The organism is Pseudanabaena sp. FACHB-1998 (assembly GCF_014696355.1).
Lineage (GTDB): Bacteria > Cyanobacteriota > Cyanobacteriia > Pseudanabaenales > Pseudanabaenaceae > Pseudanabaena.
The window spans coordinates 18001-40379 of the sequence record NZ_JACJQA010000022.1; the positions used below are offsets into that span (position 1 = coordinate 18001).

The window sequence follows — 22379 nt, forward strand, 5'->3', positions numbered from 1 at the left end:
GGATTAACTTTTGTAATAAACTGCCAGCAATCCTATGAGAATCTGAAGGTAAATCTATAATGGAAGAAAGCAAGCGATTCTTTATCTTCTCGAAAAATCGCAAAATTTAAAGGCTAAAGCTATGGAGGCTAAAGCTATGTATGTAGAATGGCAGGGCTTTACGGAAGGCAGTTGGACAAGAGAAATAAATGTCAGAGATTTTATTCAGAAGAATTACACTCCTTACGAAGGGGATGCGGAATTTCTTGCTGAATCCACCAAGAAAACTCAACAACTTTGGCATGAAGTCCTTGAATTGATGAAATTAGAGCGTCAACAAGGAATCTTGGACGTAGATACAAAAGTACCATCCTCAATCACCGCCCATGATGCGGGATATATTAATCAAGAATTAGAACAAATTGTGGGCTTGCAAACCGACAAACCTCTAAAGCGGTCAATCATGCCCTATGGTGGCATTCGGGTGGTCAAGGCGGGACTAGAAGCCTATGGCTATCAGCTTGATCCCCAAACAGAAGAAGTCTTTACGAAATATCGCAAGACCCATAATGATGGCGTATTTGATGTTTATACGAGTGAAATGCGAAAGGCAAGGCGATCAGGAATCATCACAGGTTTACCCGATGCCTATGGTCGGGGACGCATCATTGGTGACTATCGGCGCGTACCTCTCTATGGAGTCGATCGCCTAATTGATGACAAGAAAAACCAACAGGAATCTCTTGATCTTGACTTGATGGATGAAGACACCATTCGTCTGCGGGAGGAAATTTCAGAACAGATTCGCGCCCTCTTTGAACTCAAGGAAATGGCGACGAAATATGGCTTTGATATTGGTCGTCCTGCGATGACTGCTCAAGAAGCTGTGCAATGGCTATATTTTGCCTATCTAGGGGCGGTGAAGGAACAGAATGGTGCAGCAATGTCCCTCGGTCGGGTTTCGACCTTTTTAGACATATATTTTGAGCGGGATCTTCGCAATGGCGCGATCGCCGAATCAACATTGCAAGAACTCATCGATCATTTCGTGATGAAGTTGCGGATGGTGCGCTTTTTACGCACCCCTGACTACAACGATCTCTTCTCAGGTGATCCGACATGGGTAACCGAAGCGATCGGGGGCATGAGTGCCGATGGACGCACCTTAGTGACTAAGACCAGTTACCGCTTCTTACATACGCTGGTTAATCTCGGTTCTGCTCCAGAACCTAACTTGACGGTGCTATGGTCAGAGCATCTGCCAGAAAGCTTTAAGCAATTCTGTGCGAAGGTTTCGAGTGCTACGAGTTCTATTCAGTACGAGAATGATGATCTGATGCGTCCGACCTATGGCGATGACTACGCGATCGCCTGTTGTGTATCGGTCATGCGAATTGGTAAGCAGATGCAGTTTTTCGGCGCAAGGGTGAATCTCGCCAAGACTTTGCTCTATGCAATCAATGGTGGTAAGGATGAAAAGTCTGGGGATCAAGTCGCTCCACAGTTTGCCGCAATTACCAGCGAATATCTCGACTATCAAGAAGTTAATGATCGTCTGCAACAGATGATGGGCTGGCTTGCCAAAGCCTATATCAATACGCTCAATGTCATTCACTATATGCATGACAAGTATTGCTACGAACGGATTGAGATGGCTTTACATGATCGCGATGTCTATCGGACGATGGCTTGTGGAATTGCAGGCTTGTCAGTGGTTACGGACTCGCTCTCAGCGATTAAATACGCTAAGGTCAAAGTTCTTCGCAACGAACAAGGCTTGGCAGTAAATTATGAAACGGTCGGCGAATATCCCAAGTATGGCAATAACGATGATCGCGTAGATAGTCTAGCGATTGACCTTGTAGCGAGATTTATGAATGAAATCCGCAAGCACAAGACCTATCGCAACGCTGTCCCCACGCAGTCGGTATTGACAATTACTTCTAATGTTGTCTATGGCAAGAAGACAGGTAGCACTCCCGATGGGCGCAAATCAGGTGAACCCTTTGCTCCTGGGGCAAATCCTATGCATGGAAGAGATTGCTGTGGCGCGATCGCCTCGCTATCATCGGTGGCGAAACTTCCCTACAGCGATTGTCAGGACGGTATTTCTAATACCTTCTCGATCTTGCCCTCGGCTCTGGGTAGACAAGAAAGCGATCGCACCAATAACCTTGTGAATTTGCTAGATGGCTATTTCCACGATGGCGGTCATCACATTAATGTGAATGCCCTTGATCGCAATACCTTACTAGATGCGATGGAACATCCTGAAAATTATCCACAACTTACAATTCGCGTTTCGGGCTATGCGGTGAACTTCATCAAGCTCACCCGTGAGCAACAACTAGATGTGATTAAACGCACATTCCACGAACGAGTATAGTTTCCTGATTGGCAAACTTTCTTTCCCTTCTAGTGAGCGCTCCTATCTTTTGTGGTGGGAGCGCTCATCGTTGTGGAAGCGATCTCGCCACTCAGCAAACCAAGACCATCAAATAGAGTGAAATTATCATCAATTAGCGAGCGCCCTTTTCTAAGACAATATCTCTAAATAATCACAATGGCTGGAACGCATAATCGAAACGATCGCGCTTTTGGTTAGCTAATTTTATGGGAAAGGCGATCGCGCCTTTTGTCGATAACTTTATACTAAATAAATCGACCTAAACAATGAAATCTCTTTCGACTTTTATAGTAAAATAGAAGACATAAAATTACTGAGAACTCTCATGATTTCTCAATCGGGACGCATTCACTCAATTGAAACCTTCGGGACGGTGGATGGACCAGGAATTAGATTTATCGTATTCACTCAGGGCTGTCCACTTCGTTGCCTCTATTGCCACAATCCCGATTGTCGCAATGCTCATGAAGGCAAAGAAGTCACCGTAGATTATTTAATTGATGAGATCAAAAAATGTAAATCCTTCATTCGTAAAGGGGGCGTAACCGTAAGCGGTGGCGAACCCTTAATGCAACCAGAATTTGCGCGAGAAATCTTTGCCCGTTGCCATCAATTAGGTTTACATACAGCCCTTGATACCTCTGGATACTGTGCGATCGAGGTCGCGCAACCCGTGCTGGATGAAACCGATTTAGTGCTATTAGATATCAAATCCTATATTCCTGAACTCTATTACAAAGTTACCAATGTATCCATCGAGCCAACCTTAGCGATGGCAAAGCATCTCAGTGAGATTCGCAAGCCAGTCTGGATTAGGTTTGTATTAGTGCCGCACCTTACGGACAACATCGCTAACATTAATCAATTAGCTGACTTTATCGCTACTCTCACCAATGTTGAGAGATTAGAAGTATTACCTTTTCATAAGATGGGGGAGTATAAATGGGAGCAACTAGGTTTGCCCTATTCCCTAAAAGACACCCCCCCAGCCGATCCCCAACTTGTCCAGCAAACGGTTGATATATTTCGCGATCGCGGAATATATGCTTTAGGGGCGATCGGCGTTTAGTCAGCATTGACAATCTGTTTGATTGTACCTACAATGTAATTACTTCTCATTTTCTAAGTTCTTTAAATCACTCTCTAGATATGAGTACAGCGATCAGAACTCGAATTATCAAGATTGGAAATTCTCAAGGTGTGCGTATTCCTAAATTGCTACTAGAGCAAAGCGGGATTCATACAGAGGTAGAAATTGAACTTCATGGCGATCATTTAACTATTCGCCAAGCTGCTCACCCCCGATCAGGATGGGAGCAATCCTTTGCGGAGATGGCACAAAACCATGATGATCTGCTTTTAGATGGAGTTAGTGCAACGGTTTGGGATCAAGTTGAATGGGAATGGTAATTAAGAGATTTGATATTTTCTTAGTGAGTCTTGATCCCACTATTGGCAGTGAAATCCAGAAGACACGCCCCTGTGTTGTCATTTCCCCCGATGAAATCAATCTCTATATTTCCACAATAATAATTGCCCCGATGACGACAAAAGGTAAAGCGTATCCTACTCGTATTTCATGTCAGTTCCAAGGTAAAAATGGGCAAATAGTTCTAGATCAAATTCGCACTATTGATAAAACTAGATTGATCAAAAAATTGGGGCGAATTCACCAAGATGAGCAAAGAGTTGTGCTTGATACCTTAGCGAAGCTGTTTGCTGAGTAGGCTCTTTCTCAAAAGAGATTCTTTAGTAAGCATTTACCCACAAATCGAATAGAAATCCATCAAGAATTAAATCAGAATAAGTAAGGAGAAAGTCCAAAATGCAAGTTACGAATCAAGTTACGAATGTTGAAGAACTGGAATTATTGATTCAGCGCGTAAAAATTGCTCAAGCAGAATTTGCCAGTTTTACGCAAGAACAGGTCGATCGCATCTTTAAACATGCAGCGTTAGCCGCGAATGCGGCGCGAATTCCTCTGGCGAAGGCTGCCGTAAAGGAATCGGGCATGGGCGTAATCGAAGACAAGGCGATTAAGAATCACTTTGCTTCGGAGATGATTTACAACAAATACAAGAACGATAAAACCTGTGGTGTCATTGAATCGGACAAGCATTTTGGCTATGAGCGCATTGCTGAACCCGTTGGTATTCTGGCAGGGATTGTACCTGTCACTAATCCCACTTCAACGGTAATTTTCAAAGCTTTAATTGCCCTTAAAACTCGCAACGGGATTATCTTCTCCCCCCATCCCCATGCCAAGGAATGCGCGATCGCTGCCGCGAAAATTGTGCTTGATGCAGCCGTAGCCGCAGGTGCGCCCGCCAATATTATTGGCTGGATTAATGAACCTACAGTTCCGCTTTCGCAAGCCTTGATGCAGAACCCAGAGATCAAACTGATTTTGGCGACGGGTGGACCTGGGATGGTCAAAGCTGCCTATTCTTCGGGACATCCTTCCATTGGGGTTGGTGCTGGCAATACGCCTGCAATCATTGACGGAACAGCCCATATCCAAATGGCGGTAAGTTCGATCATTCTCAGCAAAACCTTTGACAATGGCACGATCTGTGCTTCGGAGCAGTCGGTGGTGGTAGTTGATCCTATCTACGAAGAAGTGAAGCAGGAATTTATTAAGCGGGGAGCCTATTTTCTTAATTCCGAAGAACGCGATCGCATTCGGGGCGTGATTTTAAAGGATGGTCGATTAAATGCGGCGATCGTTGGTCAGCCAGTACTGAAGATTGCCGAAGTTGCAGGATTTGCAATTCCTGAAAATACGCGAGTTTTAATTGGCGAAGTGGAAACAATTTCTAAGGATGAGCCATTTGCCTATGAGAAATTGTCGCCAATTCTTGCCATGTATCGGGCGGACAACTTTCATGATGCCGTAGATAAAGCCGAAGCTCTAGTCATCTTTGGTGGACATGGACATACTTCGGTTCTCTACACAGCACCTAGCAATAAAGAGCATATTCGCTATTTTGAAAACAAGCTGGAAACTTCGCGAGTATTGATTAATACCCCATCTTCGCAAGGGGCGATCGGGGATCTTTATAACTTCCGTCTCGATCCTTCGCTGACGCTTGGTTGTGGCACTTGGGGCGGCAATTCGATTTCAGCAAATGTCACCCCACACCATTTGCTGAACATCAAAACCGCCGCCGAGCGTCGAGAAAATATGCTCTGGTTCCGTATTCCCCCGAAGATTTACTTCAAATTTGGATGTTTACCCGTAGCCCTGAGGGATCTCGCAGGTAAAAAACGGGCTTTGATCGTCACCGATCGCCCTCTCTTTGAAATGGGCTTAACCAAGGAAGTAACCGACAGCTTAGAAGAAATCGGGATCGCTCACCACACCTTCTATGATGTGGAACCCGATCCTTCCTTGGCGACAGTGCGGCGCGGCTTGACCATCTGCAATAGTTTCCATCCTGATGTGATCATTGCCTTTGGTGGTGGTTCACCGATGGATGCCGCGAAGGTGATGTGGCTGATGTACGAACATCCTGAAATTGAATTTGAAGGCTTAGCCATGCGATTTATGGATATTCGGAAACGAGTCTATGAATTGCCTCCTTTGGGTGGTAAGGCAATGATGGTCGCGATTCCTACCACTTCGGGAACGGGTTCGGAAGTAACACCTTTTGCGGTTGTCACCGATGAGAAGACCCATATTAAATATCCCCTTGCCGACTATGCGCTGACTCCGAATATGGCGATCGTTGATCCCGAATTGACGATGAATATTCCGAAGCGTCTCACCGCCTATGGTGGTATTGATGCGCTCACCCATGCGATCGAAGCCTATGTCTCGGTCTTGGCTTCCGAATATACCAATGGCTTAGCCCTCGAAGCGATTCGGCTACTCTTTAAATATCTACCTAGTGCCTATGAAAATGGCGGCAAAGATACCAAGGCTAGGGAAAAGGTGCATTACGCCGCCACGATCGCAGGAATGGCGTTTGCGAATGCTTTCTTGGGCATTTGTCACTCGATCGCCCACCAACTCGGCGGCACTTGCAAGCTGGCTCACGGCCTAGCCAATGCCCTGATGATTAGCCATGTGATCCGCTATAACGCCACTGATGTTCCCTTTAAACAGGCGATCTTCTCGCAAAATAAATATCCCAATAGCAAGTGGCGCTATGCTCAAATTGCCAACTATCTCAATTTGGGTGGCGAAACCGATGATGAGAAAGTGGAAAAGCTCATCGCCGCCGTAGAAGAGCTTAAGCGCAAGGTGGATATTCCCGTCACCATTAAAGATGCGATGACTGAGCAGGGGCTGGGCGAAGAATTTTTCATGGCTCATGTGGAAGACATGGCTGATCGAGCCTTTGACGATCAATGCACAGGCGCAAATCCCCGTTATCCATTAATTGCTGATCTTAAGCATTTGATGGTAGTCGCCTATACCGAGCCAGCCCTTCGCCAATAATTCTCCAGATTTGGGAATCTGTTGCTTTGCAAGAGATTCCCAAATCTAGCTCCTCAGAATCTAAATTAAATCCACACATAACCTCAAGAAACCCAAACTTCATTTAAGGTTGTGATGTGAGTATTCAAAAACTCCAATTATCGACAGGAACAATCGTAATTTTATGGTATCTACTCCTATCAAACCAGCAGTAACCGACTTATCAAATCAGTCTATTAGTTGCTATGGTAAGGCTCGTTCTACAGTGTCAGGAACTCCTCTCAGTGCGGAAGAGTTGCGTAAAATTGATGCCTACTGGCGTGCTTGCAATTATCTGGCGATCGGCATGATCTATCTGCGCGAGAACCCTTTATTGCGTGAACCATTATTATCTTCTCACGTCAAAAATCGCTTGCTGGGACATTGGGGATCAAGTCCAGGGATGAGCTTTGTCTACACCCATCTCAATCGTTTAATCAAAAAATACGACCTCAACACCATCTTTTTAGCAGGACCAGGACATGGCGCTCCTGGAATTTTGGGTCCTGTGTATTTAGAAGGAACCTATTCAGAGGTTTACCATGATGTCAGTGAAGATGAAGAAGGCTTGAAGCACTTCTTCAAGCAATTTTCCTTCCCCGGCGGAATTGGGAGCCACTGCACCCCAGAAACCCCAGGCTCGATCCATGAAGGCGGTGAGCTTGGTTATAGCGTCTCCCATGCCTACGGCACAGTGTTTGACAATCCTGATTTGATCTCTGTCGTGATGGTGGGAGATGGTGAGTCGGAAACGGGTCCACTGGCTACGGCTTGGCATTCTAACAAATTTATTAACCCCATTCGCGATGGCGCAGTTTTGCCAATTCTGCACTTGAATGGCTACAAGATTAATAACCCCACCGTGTTGTCCCGAATTAGCCATGAGGAGCTAGAAAGTCTCTTTGTGGGCTATGGCTATCAGCCCTATTTTGTGGAAGGCTCCGATCCTGAGTCGATGCACCAAGCGATCGCTGCCACCCTAGAGCATTGCGTTAATGAAATTCGCAGCATCCAGCAAGAATCTCGAAGTACGGGAATTCCTAAACGCGCAAAATTCCCGATGATCGTCTTGCGGACTCCCAAGGGTTGGACGGGGCCCGATGTTGTCGATGGTCATAAGGTCGAAGGTTTCTGGAGAGCGCACCAAGTACCACTGTCGGGAATGCACAACAATCCTGAACATTTACAGATGCTCGTAGATTGGATGCAGAGCTATAAACCTGATGAGTTGTTTGATGCTTCGGGTAAATTAATTCCTGAATTGAAGGAGCTTGCGCCCACAGGCGATCGCCGCATGAGCGCAAACCCGATCGCCAATGGTGGTGTCTTGCGCCGAGCCTTGAGAATGCCTGATTTCCGTGACTATGGCGTAAAGGTAGAGAAAGCGGGAACTACGGAAGCCGAAAATACTAAGCCCCTTGGTGTTTTCCTCCGTGATGTGATGCGACAAAACATGGAAAATTTCCGTGTCTTTGGACCCGATGAAAATACATCGAATAAGCTGCAAGCCATTTACGAAGTCAGTAAGAAATTCTGGATTGCCGAATATCTCCCTGAAGATGCCGACGGTGGCGAATTAGCGACCGATGGACGGGTGATGGAAATCTTGAGCGAACATACCCTTGAGGGTTGGCTAGAGGGTTATTTGCTGACGGGTAGACATGGATTCTTCTCGACCTATGAGTCCTTTGTCCATGTAATTGACTCGATGATTAACCAGCATTGTAAATGGCTGGAAATCAGTAAGGATATTTCTTGGCGATCGCCGATCGCTTCGCTCAATTTGTTAATCACCTCGACGGTGTGGCGACAAGATCACAATGGCTTTACCCACCAAGATCCAGGCTTTTTAGATGTGGTGGTAAACAAGAGTCCCGATGTCACCCGTATCTATTTACCACCCGATGTCAATAGCTTGCTCTCGGTTTCCGATCACTGTTTACGCAGCACCGACTATGTAAATGTGATTGTTTGCGATAAGCAGATGCACTTGCAATTCATGGATATGGATGAGGCGATCAAGCATTGCACCAAAGGCTTAGGCATTTGGGATTGGGCAAGTAATGATCAAGGTACTGAGCCTGATGTGGTGATGGTCGGCTGTGGCGACATTCTCACACAGGAAGCTTTAGCCGCAACGATTTTACTTTGGGAGCATTTCCCCGAATTGAAGATTCGCTTTATCAATGTGGTGGATCTGTTCAAGTTACAACCTGATACCGAACATCCTCACGGTTTAAGCGATCGCGATTTTGACTCGCTCTTTACCACCGATAAGCCGATCATTTTCAACTTCCACGGCTATCCTTGGTTGATTCACCGTCTCGCCTATCGCCGCAAAAACCACAAAAATCTCCATGTGCGTGGCTATAAGGAAAAAGGCAACATCAACACACCTTTGGAATTGGCGATTAATAACCAAGTTGATCGCTTTAGTCTAGCGATCGATGTGATCGATCGCGTACCCAAGTTGCAAAATATCGGCGCTCATGCGAAGGAAGCCCTCCGCAATCAACAAATCGAATGTCGTCAATATGCCTACGAGCATGGCATCGATAAGCCCGAAATTGTAAACTGGCGCTATCCCCATTAATTAAAAAAGCCTTGCTTCGCAAGGCTTTTTTAATTTTTTCTTATTTAAAATCGTTGCGCCTAAACTAACTTATGAGCTTAAAACTATACTTACTCCGTCATGGTGAAACCATCTATAGCCGCACTGGTGGCTATTGTGGCGATCTTGACCCTGAGCTAACGGATAATGGACAGAAAATGGCAGCCGCCTTCGGTAAAGCTTATCAAGCGATCGCTTGGAATGCCGTATTTGTCAGCCCCATGAAACGCACAATCGCCACAGCCAAACCATTATGCGAAGCGAGTGGTATGGAAATGCAATTTCGTGATGGCTTGCGCGAACTGCGCTATGGCAAATGGGAAGGCTTAGCGAATGAGTTTGTCAAAGAGAACTATAGCGAAGACTATCTACGCTGGTTAACAGAACCCGCATGGAATCCGCCCACAGGTGGCGAAACGGCTGTCCAACTTGCTAGCCGAGCTTCGCTGGTAGTTGCCGAAATCCAAGAGAAGTATCCATCGGGTAACGTGTTAGTTGTTTCCCACAAGGCGACAATTCGCGTCATTCTCTGTGGTTTATTGGGAATTGATCTGGGTCGCTATCGCGATCGCATTGATGTTCCGGCCGCCTCGCTGAGCATTGTCCAGTTTGGCGCATTGGGTCCGATGCTGAAGGTATTAGGCGATCGCAGTTTTATGGATGCCGATCTGCGATCGTTAGCAGGCACTTAATACAAAAAATCAAGACAAAATAGGCGGCGCGAAGCGCCGCCTATTTTGCCTTGAGGGGCTTTGCTATTTCTTGGAGAATTGGTAAAAGTTCAGTATGACTGACGACTAGAGTAGGGAAATTGCGATCGCTGTAATCCTTACCTAATTCCAATGGAAAAATATTTAATAATTCTTCTTGCGGAATCCAAATCGCCCCGATCGCTTTAAGAATTACCCAAACCGCCGCAATATCCCAAATCTTAGGTGTAGCTTCCACTGCGCCAATTGTCGAACCAAGCGCGACCGTCAAGAGGTTATAACTTGCCACTCCCAACATTCTTAACTTGAAAGGGAACTTCGATCTACCGATTTTTCCCAAACTGCGAGAACAGGCACTAAAAAAGTAATTTCCCAATGCATCAGGATCGGGTGAGCTTTCTGCTAAATGTAGTGGATTGCCATTCACAAAAGCCGCTGCACCATTCTCATCGGACCAACCATAGATATTCTGACCCAAGGGCGGAATAGCGACATAGCCAAACACAGGCGTACCCCAATGCAATAAGCCTAGAGAAATGCCCCAAATTGGAATTCCCCTTGCAAAATTAGTTGTGCCATCAAGGGGATCAACCACCCAAGCCCATTCGCGATCAGGTAAAGTCTGCGTCGATTCCTCGGTTAAAATTCCAAAGTCAGGAAATTCTATTTCTAGAGCCGATTTGATATAGGCATCCGCCCATTGATCGCTTTGAGTAACTAAACTGCCATCATCCTTAGAGATCGCCACTCGCGCCTGTTCAAAATCCGCCAGTAGGCGATCACCCACCTGCTGCGTAAGTTCTTGGATAAAGGGAAGAATTTCAGACCAGTTATTCATAGTAATTGCGATAAAATGCAATGATATTAGGACTTATGAGGATTTTATAGACCTATGAACTTTAGCTTAAATTTGAGTCTAAGTTTAGGTCGCATTTGGGCGATCGCAACCAATGTATTTCGCGAAACAGTACGCGAACAGGTTTTATATCTGTCCTTGCTTTATACCCTGATTGTCGTATCAGCAATGCTGATGTTGCCAGAATTTTCCTATGACTCATCCGCCAAGATGATCGTTGATACAGGCATTGCGGCGATCGAAATCGTGAGCTTAATTGTGGCAGTACTGGTCGGCACAAACTTAATTAACAAAGAAATCGATAAGCGCACCATCTTTATTTTGATTGCTAAGCCCATGCATCGCACCGAATTTGTTCTCGGTAAGCATCTCGGCTTAACGGCTGTAGTCGGAGCGCTAGTCGCGATCATGACGATCATCTTTATTGTGCTGATGACGATTAAACAAATCGCCATCCCCATTCCTGCCATTCTCACGGCTAACTTTTTTATCTTTTGGCAGATTATGCTACTAGGGGCGATCGCCATATTTTTTGGTTCCTTTACAGGTTCCCTAATCGCATCCTTACTGACCCTTGCCGCCTACATGATTGGTAATTTCAGCCGTGATTTATTGCTATTGGGCGAAATCTCCAAAAATCCTAGTTTGCAACTGATCACCCGCACTTTGTATATGATTCTGCCCGACCTATCTCGCGCAAATCTTAAAAACGAAGCGGTATATAACATTCTGCCCAGCCTTGCCGACATGTTCAACAATGGCATTTATATCTTGAGCTATGCTCTGTTGACCTTAGCGATCGCTATCTTCATCTTCGCCCGTCGCCAATTTTAATAAAATGGCGACGCTTCGCGTCGCCATTTTATTAAAATTAAAAGCCGCACCATGTGCGGCTTTTTTGCTTACATACGACCACGCAACATTTGCGCCATTTCGTTTGGTTTCGGTGAGTTCTCTACGGCTGTCTCCTCCGTAATGCGTCCATCCTCATAGAGCTTATAGAGAGACTGGTTCATATTGACCATGCCCTCATAGGTACACTTAGGAATGATCGCCTCAATTTCATCCACTTCACCACGCTTGATATAGTCCCGCACCGCATCGGTATTAATCATGATTTCATGGACGGCGGCGCGTTTCCCATCGGTCGTTCTTACTAGGGACTGAGCAATAACACCCACTAGCGACTCCGCCACCTGAATCCGCATGGGCGCTTGTTGTTCAGGCTCAAAGAGGTTGAGAATCCGCTCAATCGTCTTAACCGCACTGTTGGTGTGCAAAGTTCCAAATACTAAGTGCCCTGTTTGGGCAGCTTTTAGCGCCGTATTGACTGTTTCCTTGTCGCGCATTTCCCCAATCAGAATGATATCGGGATCTTCACGCAAAGCCGCCTTCAGAGCATTATCAAACTTGAGCGTATGAATACCGACTTCCCTTTGCTTAATCAGGGCTTTTTTGCTTTGATGCACAAATTCAATCGGATCTTCAATGGAAATCAAATGCTTCTGCATTTCCGTATTAATGAAGTCCACCATCGCCGCCAAGGTCGTAGACTTACCCGAACCCGTGGGGCCCGTTACCAGAATTAATCCCTTATGGGTATAGCAAAGCTCACGGAATACCTCAGGCAACCCTAACTGATCGATCGACAAAATCTTGAGGGGAATAAGTCGCAAGACCATCGCCGAACCCCGCAAAGAATCAAAAACATTGATCCGACAACGGGCAAATTCGTATTGAGTAGCACCGTCAAACTCTAGGGTGTCGCGAAATTGCTGGATTTGCTTATCATCCATAATTTCCGTCAACCAAGTATCAAAGGTCTGCTTATCAGGCACAGGATACTGTTCCTGCGTGACCATTAAGCCTCGACTCCGAAATCTCACAGGCTCATTTATGCCAGCATGAATATCGGAACATCCTTGTTCATGGGCATCCTTGACAATTTGAGCAAGGGTGGGCTGTCCTGAACTGCGCTGTAAAATCGATGGCACACCTAAGCCTGGAAGGTTTGGAGGTGGACCGGGACGAATGGGAGGACGAGGATTTGGTGGTGGTGGCACATTGGTGATCTGGGTATCCGTGGGGATCGCCATCTGTGCTTGACGGGCTGCGGCTGCGGCTCTAGCCTGTTGGGCAGCTTGGGCTTGCTGAATTTGGGCGGGAGTCAATGCAGGATTTGGGGCAACACCACGAGCTTGAGCGGCTTGCGCCTGTTGAGGATTAGCGGCGCGAGGCTGTCCTGATTGAGGATTAGGAGGTACTTGAGGGTTGTTGGGTGGAGCGACACGCTGCTGGGCGGGCGGTGGGGCGGCGGGGTTACGTGGCTGTTGTGGCACACCTCCCCCAGAAGAAGGTGGTGGTAAGGGAGGCATCCCAGATTGCGTCATAGTTGAACCTCTTTCTAAATCAGTTTTCGCGATTTGACCTAAAAAATAACCAATCCTGTTACTTCATAGGCTAAAAATATATTAGCTGTTGTAAATACTATCCTCAAATAATTAATGAATATTCTCAGTGCCCTGCGATCGAAACCGAACGCAGAAAGCAAAAAAGCTTCTCAACAATCTGCCCCTAAGCAAAATAAAGGTATTGAAATAAAGTCACAACGGGAGTTGGACTTTATGCGTGAGTCTTCTCGCATTGTAGCAACAGTCCTCAAGGAAATTTCCGAGATAATTGCCCCTGGGATGACCACTAAGGATCTAGATGCCTATGCCGAAAAACGGATTCGAGAGATGGGTGCTGTACCTAGCTTCAAAGGCTATTGCGGTTTCCCTGCGAGCATCTGCTCTAGCATTAATAACGAAGTGGTACATGGCATCCCTAACGCAAAGAAGGTAATTAAGCTAGGTGACCTAGTTAAAATTGACACAGGGGCGTTTAAAAATGGATTTCATGGAGATTCTTGCATCACGGTAGGCGTTGGCACGATTAGCGAGAAAGCCTCTAAGTTGATGCGTGTGGCTGAAGAAGCTCTATTTAAGGGCATTGAGCAGGTAAAGCCCGGCAATTGTATGCTTGATTTGGCTGGGGCGATCGAGGATCATGTGAAGGCTAATGGCTTTGTCATTGTGGAAGATTTTACGGGGCATGGTGTGGGGCGTAATCTCCATGAAGAGCCGTCTGTGTTCAATTTCCGTACCTACCAGTTGCCTAATGTGCGTTTTCGTCCCGGGATGACCCTAGCGATCGAGCCTATTTTAAATGCTGGTTCTAAGCGAGTACGGATCTTGGCGGATAAATGGACAGCAGTAACGGTCGACAATCAGCTTTCTGCTCAATTTGAGCATACAGTTTTAGTTACTGAGACTGGTTATGAAATTTTTACCGATCGCACTAAAGTTTAGGCAAAGGACATTTTATAGCAAAGCTAGAGTTAGCCAGTACAAACCAAAACCAAAAAAGCGAGTTGCGGCGCGAAGCGCCGCAACTCGCTTTTTTGGTTTTATGCCCTAAGCAAAACTTACTTTGCTATATGCCTTCTAAAAATATATTTCTCATTTACTCCCTTTCTACCCAAAGAATAGGCGGTATAAAGTGAATAATTAGCCGTGCGCGGCGAAGCCGCACACGCCTATCATTTAAGATTCCTATAACTGTTAAGATGCATATAGCAGTTACGGTATTAAACGACGCAAGCGTCATGACATTAACTTACGAAAAGACTTTGGCGGATCAAGTCAGAGCAGATTTTGAAATACTAGATCAACAGGTCAACGGCAAGCCCCTCATTTATTTTGACAATGCCGCTAGTTCCCAAAAGCCCAAATCAGTAATCGCCGCATGGAAGTATTATTACGAGCATGATAATGCCAATGTCCATCGAGGCGCACATACCCTCAGCGCCAGAGCCACTGATGCCTACGAAGGAGCGCGAGAAAAAGTCGCCAAGTTTGTGAACGCGAAATCCTTTCAAGAAATTATCTACACTCGCAATGCTAGCGAAGCGATTAATCTAGTTGCCTATACTTGGGGCTGGGCAAATCTGAAGGAGGGGGATGAGGTCATTCTCTCGGTGATGGAACATCACAGCAATATTGTGCCTTGGCAATTGATTGCTCAACGCACAGGCGCAGTCTTGAAGTTTCTGGAACCTAATGAGGATGGAATATTAACGATAGAACAGTTCAAATCCTTGCTCAATGGAAAAACTAAGTTAGTTTCTATCGTTCATGTCTCTAATACCTTAGGCTGTGTTAACCCAGTAGAAGAGATCATCTCTCTCGCCCATGCTCAAGGGGTAAAAGTATTACTGGATGCCTGTCAGAGCGTGCCACATATGCCCATTGATGTCCAGAAGTTAGATTGCGATTGGCTCGTTGCTTCAGGACATAAGATGTGTGCGCCAACGGGAATTGGCTTTCTTTATGGCAAGCGTGATCGCTTGCTAGAGATGCCTCCCTTTATGGGCGGCGGCGAAATGATTTCGGAAGTCTTTCTCGATCATTCTACCTATGCGGAATTACCACATAAGTTTGAGGCAGGAACTCCCGCCATTGGTGAGGCGATCGCCCTTGGTGCAGCAGTAGATTATCTCATGGCGATCGGCATGGATAAAATCCACGCCTATGAACAGGAATTAATCAATTATTTGATGGATTATTTGGTAGAGATTCCCGATATTAAAATTTATGGGCCCCGCCACGATCGCGCGGGTCTAGCGGCTTTCACGATCGCGCATGGTATTCATGCCAATGATTTATCAGCTATGCTCGATCAAGATGGTATTGCGATTCGTTCTGGACATCATTGCACTCAGCCCTTACATCGCTTTTTAGGAATTAGCGGCACTGCTAGGGCGAGTGTCTATTTCTATAACACCAAAGCAGAAGTAGATACTTTTGTCGCTTCCCTTAAAGATGCGATCTCTTTTTTCAAAAGCGTCATCTAAACCACACAAGAGAGGGTTGGTGCGAAGCACCAACCCTCTCTTGTGATAAACAAAATTCGCCACAATCGCAAGGTGCTGTAAATCCTATGGAAAGAGCCTATTGGCTAGCATGGTCACAAGTGAGGGGTATTGGGCCTGTTTTAATGAAACGGCTTTATCAAGCATTTAGCTCAATGTCGGAGGCTTGGCAAGCTGAACCCAACGCATTACAAGAAGTGGAAGGAATTGGCGGACAAACCCTTGACACAATTCGACAAGCCCAGCAAGAAGTTGAGCCAGTGGCACTATTAGCTGACCATGAGCATCATAATTTAAACTTTTGGACTCCCAGCGATCGGGAATATCCTCAACTACTTTGGGAAATCCCCGATCCGCCACCCCTGCTCTACTATCGCGGACATCTTACTCAATGGAATGAGCGTAATACGGTGGCGATCGTCGGCACGCGCCGCGCTACTCCCTATGGTCGGCGATGGACAAAAAAAATTGTGACAGCCCTTGCCGAGCGGGGTTTTACGATCATTTCGGGTATGGCTGAGGGCATTGATGGCGAAGCTCACAAAGCTTGTTTAGAGGTCGGTGGACAAACTGTCGCTGTCGTTGGTACGGGAGTCGATCAGGTTTATCCTTACAAACACAAGGATTTGTATAAGCAAATTCTGGATACAGGCTTAGTAGTGAGCGAATATCGCCAAGGCACACCCCCTGACAAAAAACATTTCCCAGCCCGCAATCGCATTATTGCAGGCATGAGTCGCGTTACCTTAGTCATGGAAGCGCCCGATCGCTCGGGAGCTTTAATTACCGCTTATCAAGCCAATGAATATGGTCGCGATGTCTATGCGTTGCCCAATTCCTTAGAAGTGCATGAGGCAAAGGGATGCTTAAAGATACTCGGTAAAGGCGCTCAAGCGATTTTAGGGGTGGATGAGTTACTGGAAGCTCTAGGGATGTTGCCGAATCTTGATACGCCTATGCCAGCGATCGCCATTTCGCAACTACCGCCACTACAACAAAATGTTCTACAGGCGATCGGTTTTGGCGATCCTGTGGGCTTAGATTGGATTGTCGAGCAGGTCAAATCACCTTCGGGCGAAGTGCTAGGCGCTTTAACGCAATTAGAACTAGCAGGGGCGATCGCGCCCTACCCAGGAATGCGCTATCAACGCCTAGCCTAAAAAAGAAGGTGTAGATACTAAATATCTACACCTTCTTTTTTGTGTAAGCGAATGGCGGGAATCGAACCCGCAACATCTGCTTGGAAGGCAGAGGTTTTACCACTAAACTACATTCGCACAATTCAGATTTGCATCAGCAGTTACTAATTATAGCAGCAATTGCACCATTGTCAAAGAATTTCTGGCAAATTTGATAAGGTGGATTGCTAAAACTCGCAATAGCCCTGATCCATTTCAATCCGATCTAGCACTTTTAGCCCTCGCGGATCGCCTAGTTTACGCAAAGCACTACGAGCATCAGTCTGCACGCTAAGATCGTCATCATCAAGGGCATAGATCAGCGCATCCAAGGCATCATGATAAATTTCATCCTGAGTAAATTCTCGACGCTTCTGCACAATCAACTTACCCAATGACCAAGCACAGTTACCGCGCACCGCCGAGATGGGATCGTTACTTAAAGCATCAACTAAAGGCTCGATCGCTTGTAAGTCTCCCAACTGTCCCAACGCGCTAGCCGCCCATAGGCGTACTGCCGTAATGTCATACTTAAGCGCCGAAATTAATGGGTGTAACCCTAAAGCGGCGTGACAGGTTCCCAAAGCCCAGACAATACCTTTACGGACATAGCCATTCCAGTCCTGCTTGAGTTGGTCGATTAATGGGACGATCGCGCGATCGCTCTTATTGCGACCCAAGGCATAGGCAGCGCTAACCCGTACTAGCGGACATTCATCTTGGAGTAATTCGATCAGGCGGGGAATGGCTCGCTCATCCTCTAATTCACAAAAAGCTCTCGCAGCTTGCATCCTTTCAAGAATTACATCTGAATTAAGTAGTGCTAACATTTCATCAGGATCGGGAAGAGGGATTTCCTCTTCGGGTGGCAAATCCAAGGGACTAAGGGGATTTGTATCAATATCTAAGATAGTTAGGTCGTCATTGAGTGTCATGGCGATCGTCATGGCAAAAAGTCAGGCATAGTTGGGATGCCCCGATGTGTAGTTGTTATCTTACAGTGCTTTGTCCTGATTTGTTAACTACTCCCTGCCTAGACAGCATCAATATTTTTTTTGTGGAACAATTGACTGGAGAGAAGCTATTTCACATAAGTAACTAGGCAAAATTAAATATAAAACCCCAAAACCTGTGGCGCACGCGCAGCATGCGCCACAGGTTTTGATTCTGGGTTTTTAATTATGCCCAGCTACATAACTTGAGTTTCTGAATTGAGCTAGAGGTATAAATGCTGGATTTACAGAAATTGATGGGACAGATGCAAGGCATGTCCGAGCAATTGCAAAGGGAAGCGCAGCAATTGACAACCAAACTCGATCGCGCCGAAAATATATTTCATCAAGCCCGAACCAATCAGCAATCTCTTCTTCAAAGTCTTCAGCAAGGGGGCGATCGCTTTGTCTTTAATTGCGCTCAGCCAGTGGAAGACTTAGAACAAATTACGGCGATCGCGCCCATCACCACCCCACATATTGTTCTGGCAACCGACGGCTCTCAGATTGCGCCAAGTCGCCACGAAATCGCCTATTGCTATTTGATTAATATTGGTCGGGTTGCCATTTACTATAACTCTGGAATCTATCCGTTATTGGATAATGTTCCAGAAGTATTTTATAAAACAGAAGATTTATATAAGGCGCGTCAATGGGGAATTCAGACCGAGCAATGGATGACTCTCAAGCGCACAGTTGCCGAAAATGTTGCCCTAGCCAGTTTAGCGATCGCAACTCTTGCTAGCTATCCTGCTGCACCGATGTTAGCTTTTAGTGATGGAGCTTTAGTTCATTGGGAACTTGATGAGATTCCTACCGAGGCGCGATCGCAACTCTTGCCAGATATTCTCAGCGCATGGGATGCGTTAAAAGCTCAACAAATTCCGCTTGCGGGCTATATCAGCGCACCCCGTGCAGCAGAAGCAACTAACTTTTTGCGATTGCAACTCTGCCCATTTGAGCAGCCAGAATGCCAGAGACATTGTGCGGCTAAGCCCCTTGATGCTTCGCCCTGTAGTCAATTGCAACCCTTGCGAGATGCCACATTATGGAGTCGTTTTTTAAAAGTAGGAGAAAGTAGTCCTCTTTGGCAAAGTCGCGCCAGAATTATGGAAGAGTATGGCGAGCATCAAATATATTTTTGCTATCTCCATGTAGGAACGGAAGTTGCCAGAGTGGAGATGCCCGCTTGGACGGCGCTAAATCCTAACCTGCGATCGCAAGCTTTGCAAATTATCCTCGCGCAAGTACAAAAGGGCTATGGCTACCCTGTAGCCTTGGCAGAGGCACATAATCAAGCCGTAGTCACAGGTAGCGATCGCCGCCGATTTTTTGCGATTTTAGAACAGCAAATGGTGAAGTCAGGTTTACGGAATATTGCCACTTCCTATAAAGAATCTCGCAAGCGCAGCAGTATTGCATAAAAGGAAGAGATAGCGCATAGCGCTATCTCTTCCTTTTATGCGATGGAGTGCGATTAATTTAGGCAGGAACTGCTGCCACTTTAGTTGTGCCGAGAGATTCCATTACTAATTCGGCAAGATCATTAATAAAGATGGGATGGCTGTTTAAGGCAGGAACGCGATCAAAGTGATGAATCCCTGCTTCTTCGGCAATTTCACGATATTCAATATCGATCTCTTGCAGAGTTTCAATATGTTCGGAAACAAAGCTAATGGGAACCACCAGCAGATCATTAATACCTCGCTTTGCAAGGCTTTTGATCGCTTCCTCGGTGTAGGGTTGGAGCCACTCCACGGGGCCCACACGACTTTGGTAAGCGAGGGTATGGGCGTTGTAGCGCTGATAGTCGCGACGTAGAGCTTTCATGATGCCATCAACACAGTTTTCCATTTCCGATTGATAGGGATCATTGTATTGCGTGACATACTTCACAGGTACGCCGTGGGCGCTAAAGAAGATATGCACATTGTCAGGATTCGCGGATTCTTGTAACTTGCCATTGATGAGTTCATTCATCGCCCGAATGTAACCCTTGCGCTCATACCAAGACTGAATCGTAATGCGCTCGATCGCTTGCAATTCGGGATCATTTGCCCATAGCTCATCAAGTTGCTTAATGCTAGAGCCGCTAGTGCTGATGGAATATTGCGGATATAGAGGTAAGACCACCAATCGAGTAATGCCATCTCGCTTGATTTGGGAGATCGCCTCGGAGGTATAGGGATGCCAGTAGCGCATCGCCACATAAACCTTGGCATCCAGCCCGTTACGCTGCAATACATTCTCAATGTTTTCGCCCTGCTCCTCTGTAATCTGACGCAGGGGTGAACCACCACCAATCATCCGATAATTTTCTTGGCTAATGGGGGCGCGGCTCGCAGCAATCAATGAGGCGATCGGCTTTTGCAAAAAGCGAATTGGGAGGCGAATAATTTCTGGATCGGCGAACAAGTTGTACAAGAAAAGATAGACATCCTCTAGCTTTTCAGGACCTCCTAGATTTAATAGCATTACTCCAACGCGACCAGACATAAAATTTCCTAAATTAATGGATTTATAAAAAGATAAAAAATAGCAAAAAAATTAAAATAAGGGTTTGCGCTTTTCGTTTTGCCGTAGACAAAATGAAAAGCGCCCTAGTCTAAATATTAGTCTAAGTTTATAGCTAGATATTAGCCTTTACTTTGAAAGACCTACCAATAAGCTCGCGTAGAAATAAACGCTACTCTAAGGTTATCGCCCTATTGCTTGCCTAACCAATGCTTAACACAGTCTTCTAGCAAATCAATATCTAAGGGCTTTGTCAGATAATCATCACAACCTGAGGCGATCGCCGTTTCCTTGTCGCCTTTCATCGCATGTGCTGTCACCGCCACAATCGGAATCTTCGCAGTGCGATCGCTAGCCTTTAATTGTCTGGCTACCTCCCATCCATCAATTTCTGGCAAAGATAAATCTAGCAGAATTAAATCTGGATGATTAGTTTGCAGCCAATCCAACGCCGCTTGTCCATCTTGGATACAAGTTACGCGATAGCCTGAATCTTGAAACACCTGTTCCACCAAAACTTGGTTGTCAGGGGCATCTTCGACCACTAAGATTAGCGGCGGTTTGTTAAATGCGGGCATAGGTGCTGAGCGGTTCTTTGATGAACTTGATATAGAGATGTTTAAAAGTTGAGCGAATGACTCTAGGCATCCCAAAGTCAATTTCCAACATAGTTTCAGGAAGTTTCCAATCGAGGCAACGTAACTGCGCGACTTGATCACCAACAATATCAATGGCGTTCAAGTCACTACATAGCCCCGATCGCATCGATGCAGCCACGGTTGGCACATCATGAGGTTTAACGCCTAAGATTTCCACCATAACGCGATCGAGGGCAAATACATCACAGGCGGCAGCTAAAATTCCTAAATCTTTGGGTTCGCCAGCGCTAGGACCATTGCCTTCATGTCCGATGATGCCATCAAGGATCGTTAGCTCAGGGTTAATGGTTCTCGCAGTTTCCACCAGCATTTGCGAAAATCTTTCGACATCTTTGCCAGCTTCCATGTGCCACCATGCTTTCATTTTTCCGGGGACGCAACCAAAGAGATTTTTCACGCCAAGGGTGAGGGTTAATTGCATGTGAGATTTCACCTTGGGCAAGTTGATGACTACATCCGCCTCCATCGCTTCTTTGCTCAAGCGTAAATGCTGTAGTTCGCCTTCACTTTCGGTTTCGTAACGTTTGCCATGAAATTCGACGATGGGAATTCCTAGTTCCTCCGCCAGAGGCAGCAAGCCATTGGCTTTGGCAATACCCTTAACACTCCCAAAGGCAGGGCTATCGCCTAAAAAGGGCTTGCCACCAGCATCCTGTACCATTTTGGCTACGCAATACACCAGTTCAGGACGAGTGGTACATTCTTTGGTGGGGCGAGAGCCTGTGAGCAAATTGGGCTTGAGGAGAACGCGATCGCCTGCTTTGACGATGCTGGACATACCTCCTAGGGGTGCAAGTACTGCCTCCAGAGATTGTATCAATGATGCAATCTCATAGCTAGAGGTATGTAAAAGACTGACAATTGGTTTCATGGAAGTTTCTAGAAGGTTTTGAGGTCAGCAAACTTATTAAAATATACCCTACTCTTCTGAGGAAATAATTATATGGTGCGTGGCTTTGCTACGCACCATTATTAAAAACAGAATGTATAGCTGTCGCCAAGTGTATTAGGACGCAGAAGCGGCCAGAACAGATTCCATGGCATCACGTAAATTGTCAGAATTGCGTAAAAGTTTGCGAATTCGATGCTTCAACCAAGC

The 22379-nt window shown here is 46.0% G+C and carries 18 protein-coding genes and 1 tRNA gene; 12 read left to right on the plus strand and 7 right to left on the minus strand.

Translation table 11 applies throughout. The features are described 5' to 3' along the window. The first annotated feature begins 136 nt into the window (after positions 1-136). From pflB to H6F42_RS08000, 7 genes are all read left to right on the plus strand, one after another. Positions 137-2365, plus strand: coding sequence for a formate C-acetyltransferase (gene pflB, locus H6F42_RS07970; protein ID WP_190398841.1), 2229 nt, complete (start codon positions 137-139; stop codon positions 2363-2365). A gap of 349 nt (positions 2366-2714) precedes the next feature. Continuing rightward, positions 2715-3455 carry a pyruvate formate-lyase-activating protein gene (pflA, locus tag H6F42_RS07975; RefSeq protein WP_190398842.1) on the plus strand — a complete coding sequence of 247 codons (741 nt, stop codon included), beginning with the start codon at positions 2715-2717 and terminating at the stop codon, positions 3453-3455. An 80-nt stretch (positions 3456-3535) separates the two neighbouring features. Next, positions 3536-3796: an AbrB/MazE/SpoVT family DNA-binding domain-containing protein gene (locus tag H6F42_RS07980; RefSeq protein ID WP_190398826.1), complete on the plus strand. Its 261-nt coding sequence runs from the start codon at positions 3536-3538 to the stop codon at positions 3794-3796. Further along, the gene (locus H6F42_RS07985) at positions 3784-4113 is read left to right on the plus strand and encodes a type II toxin-antitoxin system PemK/MazF family toxin (protein WP_190398827.1); all 330 of its coding nucleotides are present in this window, start codon (positions 3784-3786) and stop codon (positions 4111-4113) included. Before H6F42_RS07980 ends, H6F42_RS07985 begins: the two co-directional genes overlap by 13 nt. 98 nt (positions 4114-4211) lie before the next feature. Beyond that, positions 4212-6830, plus strand: a complete 2619-nt coding sequence (adhE, locus tag H6F42_RS07990; RefSeq protein WP_190398828.1) for a bifunctional acetaldehyde-CoA/alcohol dehydrogenase — start codon at positions 4212-4214, stop codon at positions 6828-6830. A gap of 163 nt (positions 6831-6993) precedes the next feature. Continuing rightward, the gene (locus tag H6F42_RS07995) at positions 6994-9441 is read left to right on the plus strand and encodes a phosphoketolase family protein (RefSeq protein WP_190398829.1); all 2448 of its coding nucleotides are present in this window, start codon (positions 6994-6996) and stop codon (positions 9439-9441) included. Positions 9442-9512: 71 nt separating this feature from the next. Next, the gene (locus tag H6F42_RS08000; RefSeq protein ID WP_190398830.1) at positions 9513-10151 is read left to right on the plus strand and encodes a histidine phosphatase family protein; all 639 of its coding nucleotides are present in this window, start codon (positions 9513-9515) and stop codon (positions 10149-10151) included. A 40-nt stretch (positions 10152-10191) separates the two neighbouring features. Here the strand turns inward: H6F42_RS08000 and H6F42_RS08005 are convergent, their stop codons facing one another. Continuing rightward, positions 10192-11007 carry an inositol monophosphatase family protein gene (locus H6F42_RS08005; RefSeq protein ID WP_190398831.1) on the minus strand — a complete coding sequence of 272 codons (816 nt, stop codon included), beginning with the start codon at positions 11005-11007 and terminating at the stop codon, positions 10192-10194. 54 nt (positions 11008-11061) lie between these two features. On the opposite strand from H6F42_RS08005, the gene H6F42_RS08010 reads away from it, so the two are divergent. After that, complete coding sequence (locus tag H6F42_RS08010) at positions 11062-11859, plus strand: ABC transporter permease (RefSeq protein WP_190398832.1); 798 nt, start codon at positions 11062-11064, stop codon at positions 11857-11859. Positions 11860-11927: 68 nt separating this feature from the next. Here the strand turns inward: H6F42_RS08010 and H6F42_RS08015 are convergent, their stop codons facing one another. Beyond that, positions 11928-13415 (minus strand): type IV pilus twitching motility protein PilT, encoded by a 1488-nt coding sequence (locus H6F42_RS08015; protein ID WP_190398833.1) that lies wholly within the window; start codon positions 13413-13415, stop codon positions 11928-11930. Between the two features lie 114 nt (positions 13416-13529). Here H6F42_RS08015 and map point away from each other — a divergent pair, with 114 nt between their 5' ends. The 3 genes from map to dprA all read left to right on the plus strand — a co-directional run bounded on the left by map (position 13530) and on the right by dprA (position 17097). Continuing rightward, positions 13530-14375, plus strand: a complete 846-nt coding sequence (map, locus tag H6F42_RS08020) for a type I methionyl aminopeptidase (RefSeq protein WP_190398834.1) — start codon at positions 13530-13532, stop codon at positions 14373-14375. Positions 14376-14671: 296 nt separating this feature from the next. Continuing rightward, the gene (locus tag H6F42_RS08025) at positions 14672-15919 is read left to right on the plus strand and encodes a SufS family cysteine desulfurase (protein WP_190398835.1); all 1248 of its coding nucleotides are present in this window, start codon (positions 14672-14674) and stop codon (positions 15917-15919) included. A 143-nt stretch (positions 15920-16062) separates the two neighbouring features. Further along, positions 16063-17097, plus strand: a complete 1035-nt coding sequence (dprA, locus tag H6F42_RS08030) for a DNA-processing protein DprA (RefSeq protein WP_242018372.1) — start codon at positions 16063-16065, stop codon at positions 17095-17097. 46 nt (positions 17098-17143) lie between these two features. Here the strand turns inward: dprA and H6F42_RS08035 are convergent. After that, positions 17144-17214 (minus strand) — tRNA-Gly (locus H6F42_RS08035). Between the two features lie 89 nt (positions 17215-17303). After that, positions 17304-18062 carry a HEAT repeat domain-containing protein gene (locus H6F42_RS08040; RefSeq protein ID WP_199288954.1) on the minus strand — a complete coding sequence of 253 codons (759 nt, stop codon included), beginning with the start codon at positions 18060-18062 and terminating at the stop codon, positions 17304-17306. Between the two features lie 281 nt (positions 18063-18343). Between H6F42_RS08040 and H6F42_RS08045 the strand changes: the two genes are divergently transcribed. After that, the gene (locus H6F42_RS08045) at positions 18344-19531 is read left to right on the plus strand and encodes a DNA double-strand break repair nuclease NurA (protein WP_190398837.1); all 1188 of its coding nucleotides are present in this window, start codon (positions 18344-18346) and stop codon (positions 19529-19531) included. Positions 19532-19589: 58 nt separating this feature from the next. Here H6F42_RS08045 and hemH read toward each other — a convergent pair whose 3' ends face one another. The 3 genes from hemH to H6F42_RS08060 form a co-directional block, all read right to left on the minus strand. Then, positions 19590-20603, minus strand: a complete 1014-nt coding sequence (gene hemH, locus H6F42_RS08050; RefSeq protein ID WP_190398838.1) for a ferrochelatase — start codon at positions 20601-20603, stop codon at positions 19590-19592. Between the two features lie 209 nt (positions 20604-20812). Next, positions 20813-21199 (minus strand): response regulator, encoded by a 387-nt coding sequence (locus tag H6F42_RS08055; protein WP_190398839.1) that lies wholly within the window; start codon positions 21197-21199, stop codon positions 20813-20815. Then, complete coding sequence (locus H6F42_RS08060) at positions 21186-22151, minus strand: DUF362 domain-containing protein (protein WP_190398840.1); 966 nt, start codon at positions 22149-22151, stop codon at positions 21186-21188. Before H6F42_RS08060 ends, H6F42_RS08055 begins: the two co-directional genes overlap by 14 nt. Between the last annotated feature and the right edge of the window lie 228 nt (positions 22152-22379).

What these genes read in the sequence shown, in the direction of transcription:
- pflB (WP_190398841.1), top strand. Translation starts at nt 137, where the DNA reads ATGTATGTAGAATGGCAGGGCTTTACGGAAGGCAGTTGGACAAGAGAA.
- H6F42_RS07980 (WP_190398826.1), top strand. Translation starts at nt 3,536, where the DNA reads ATGAGTACAGCGATCAGAACTCGAATTATCAAGATTGGAAATTCTCAA.
- H6F42_RS07985 (WP_190398827.1), top strand. Translation starts at nt 3,784, where the DNA reads ATGGGAATGGTAATTAAGAGATTTGATATTTTCTTAGTGAGTCTTGAT.
- adhE (WP_190398828.1), top strand. Translation starts at nt 4,212, where the DNA reads ATGCAAGTTACGAATCAAGTTACGAATGTTGAAGAACTGGAATTATTG.
- H6F42_RS07995 (WP_190398829.1), top strand. Translation starts at nt 6,994, where the DNA reads ATGGTATCTACTCCTATCAAACCAGCAGTAACCGACTTATCAAATCAG.
- H6F42_RS08000 (WP_190398830.1), top strand. Translation starts at nt 9,513, where the DNA reads ATGAGCTTAAAACTATACTTACTCCGTCATGGTGAAACCATCTATAGC.
- H6F42_RS08005 (WP_190398831.1), bottom strand. Translation starts at nt 11,007, where the DNA reads ATGAATAACTGGTCTGAAATTCTTCCCTTTATCCAAGAACTTACGCAG.
- H6F42_RS08010 (WP_190398832.1), top strand. Translation starts at nt 11,062, where the DNA reads ATGAACTTTAGCTTAAATTTGAGTCTAAGTTTAGGTCGCATTTGGGCG.
- H6F42_RS08015 (WP_190398833.1), bottom strand. Translation starts at nt 13,415, where the DNA reads ATGACGCAATCTGGGATGCCTCCCTTACCACCACCTTCTTCTGGGGGA.
- map (WP_190398834.1), top strand. Translation starts at nt 13,530, where the DNA reads ATGAATATTCTCAGTGCCCTGCGATCGAAACCGAACGCAGAAAGCAAA.
- H6F42_RS08025 (WP_190398835.1), top strand. Translation starts at nt 14,672, where the DNA reads ATGACATTAACTTACGAAAAGACTTTGGCGGATCAAGTCAGAGCAGAT.
- dprA (WP_242018372.1), top strand. Translation starts at nt 16,063, where the DNA reads ATGAAACGGCTTTATCAAGCATTTAGCTCAATGTCGGAGGCTTGGCAA.
- H6F42_RS08040 (WP_199288954.1), bottom strand. Translation starts at nt 18,062, where the DNA reads ATGACGATCGCCATGACACTCAATGACGACCTAACTATCTTAGATATT.
- H6F42_RS08045 (WP_190398837.1), top strand. Translation starts at nt 18,344, where the DNA reads ATGCTGGATTTACAGAAATTGATGGGACAGATGCAAGGCATGTCCGAG.
- hemH (WP_190398838.1), bottom strand. Translation starts at nt 20,603, where the DNA reads ATGTCTGGTCGCGTTGGAGTAATGCTATTAAATCTAGGAGGTCCTGAA.
- H6F42_RS08055 (WP_190398839.1), bottom strand. Translation starts at nt 21,199, where the DNA reads ATGCCCGCATTTAACAAACCGCCGCTAATCTTAGTGGTCGAAGATGCC.
- H6F42_RS08060 (WP_190398840.1), bottom strand. Translation starts at nt 22,151, where the DNA reads ATGAAACCAATTGTCAGTCTTTTACATACCTCTAGCTATGAGATTGCA.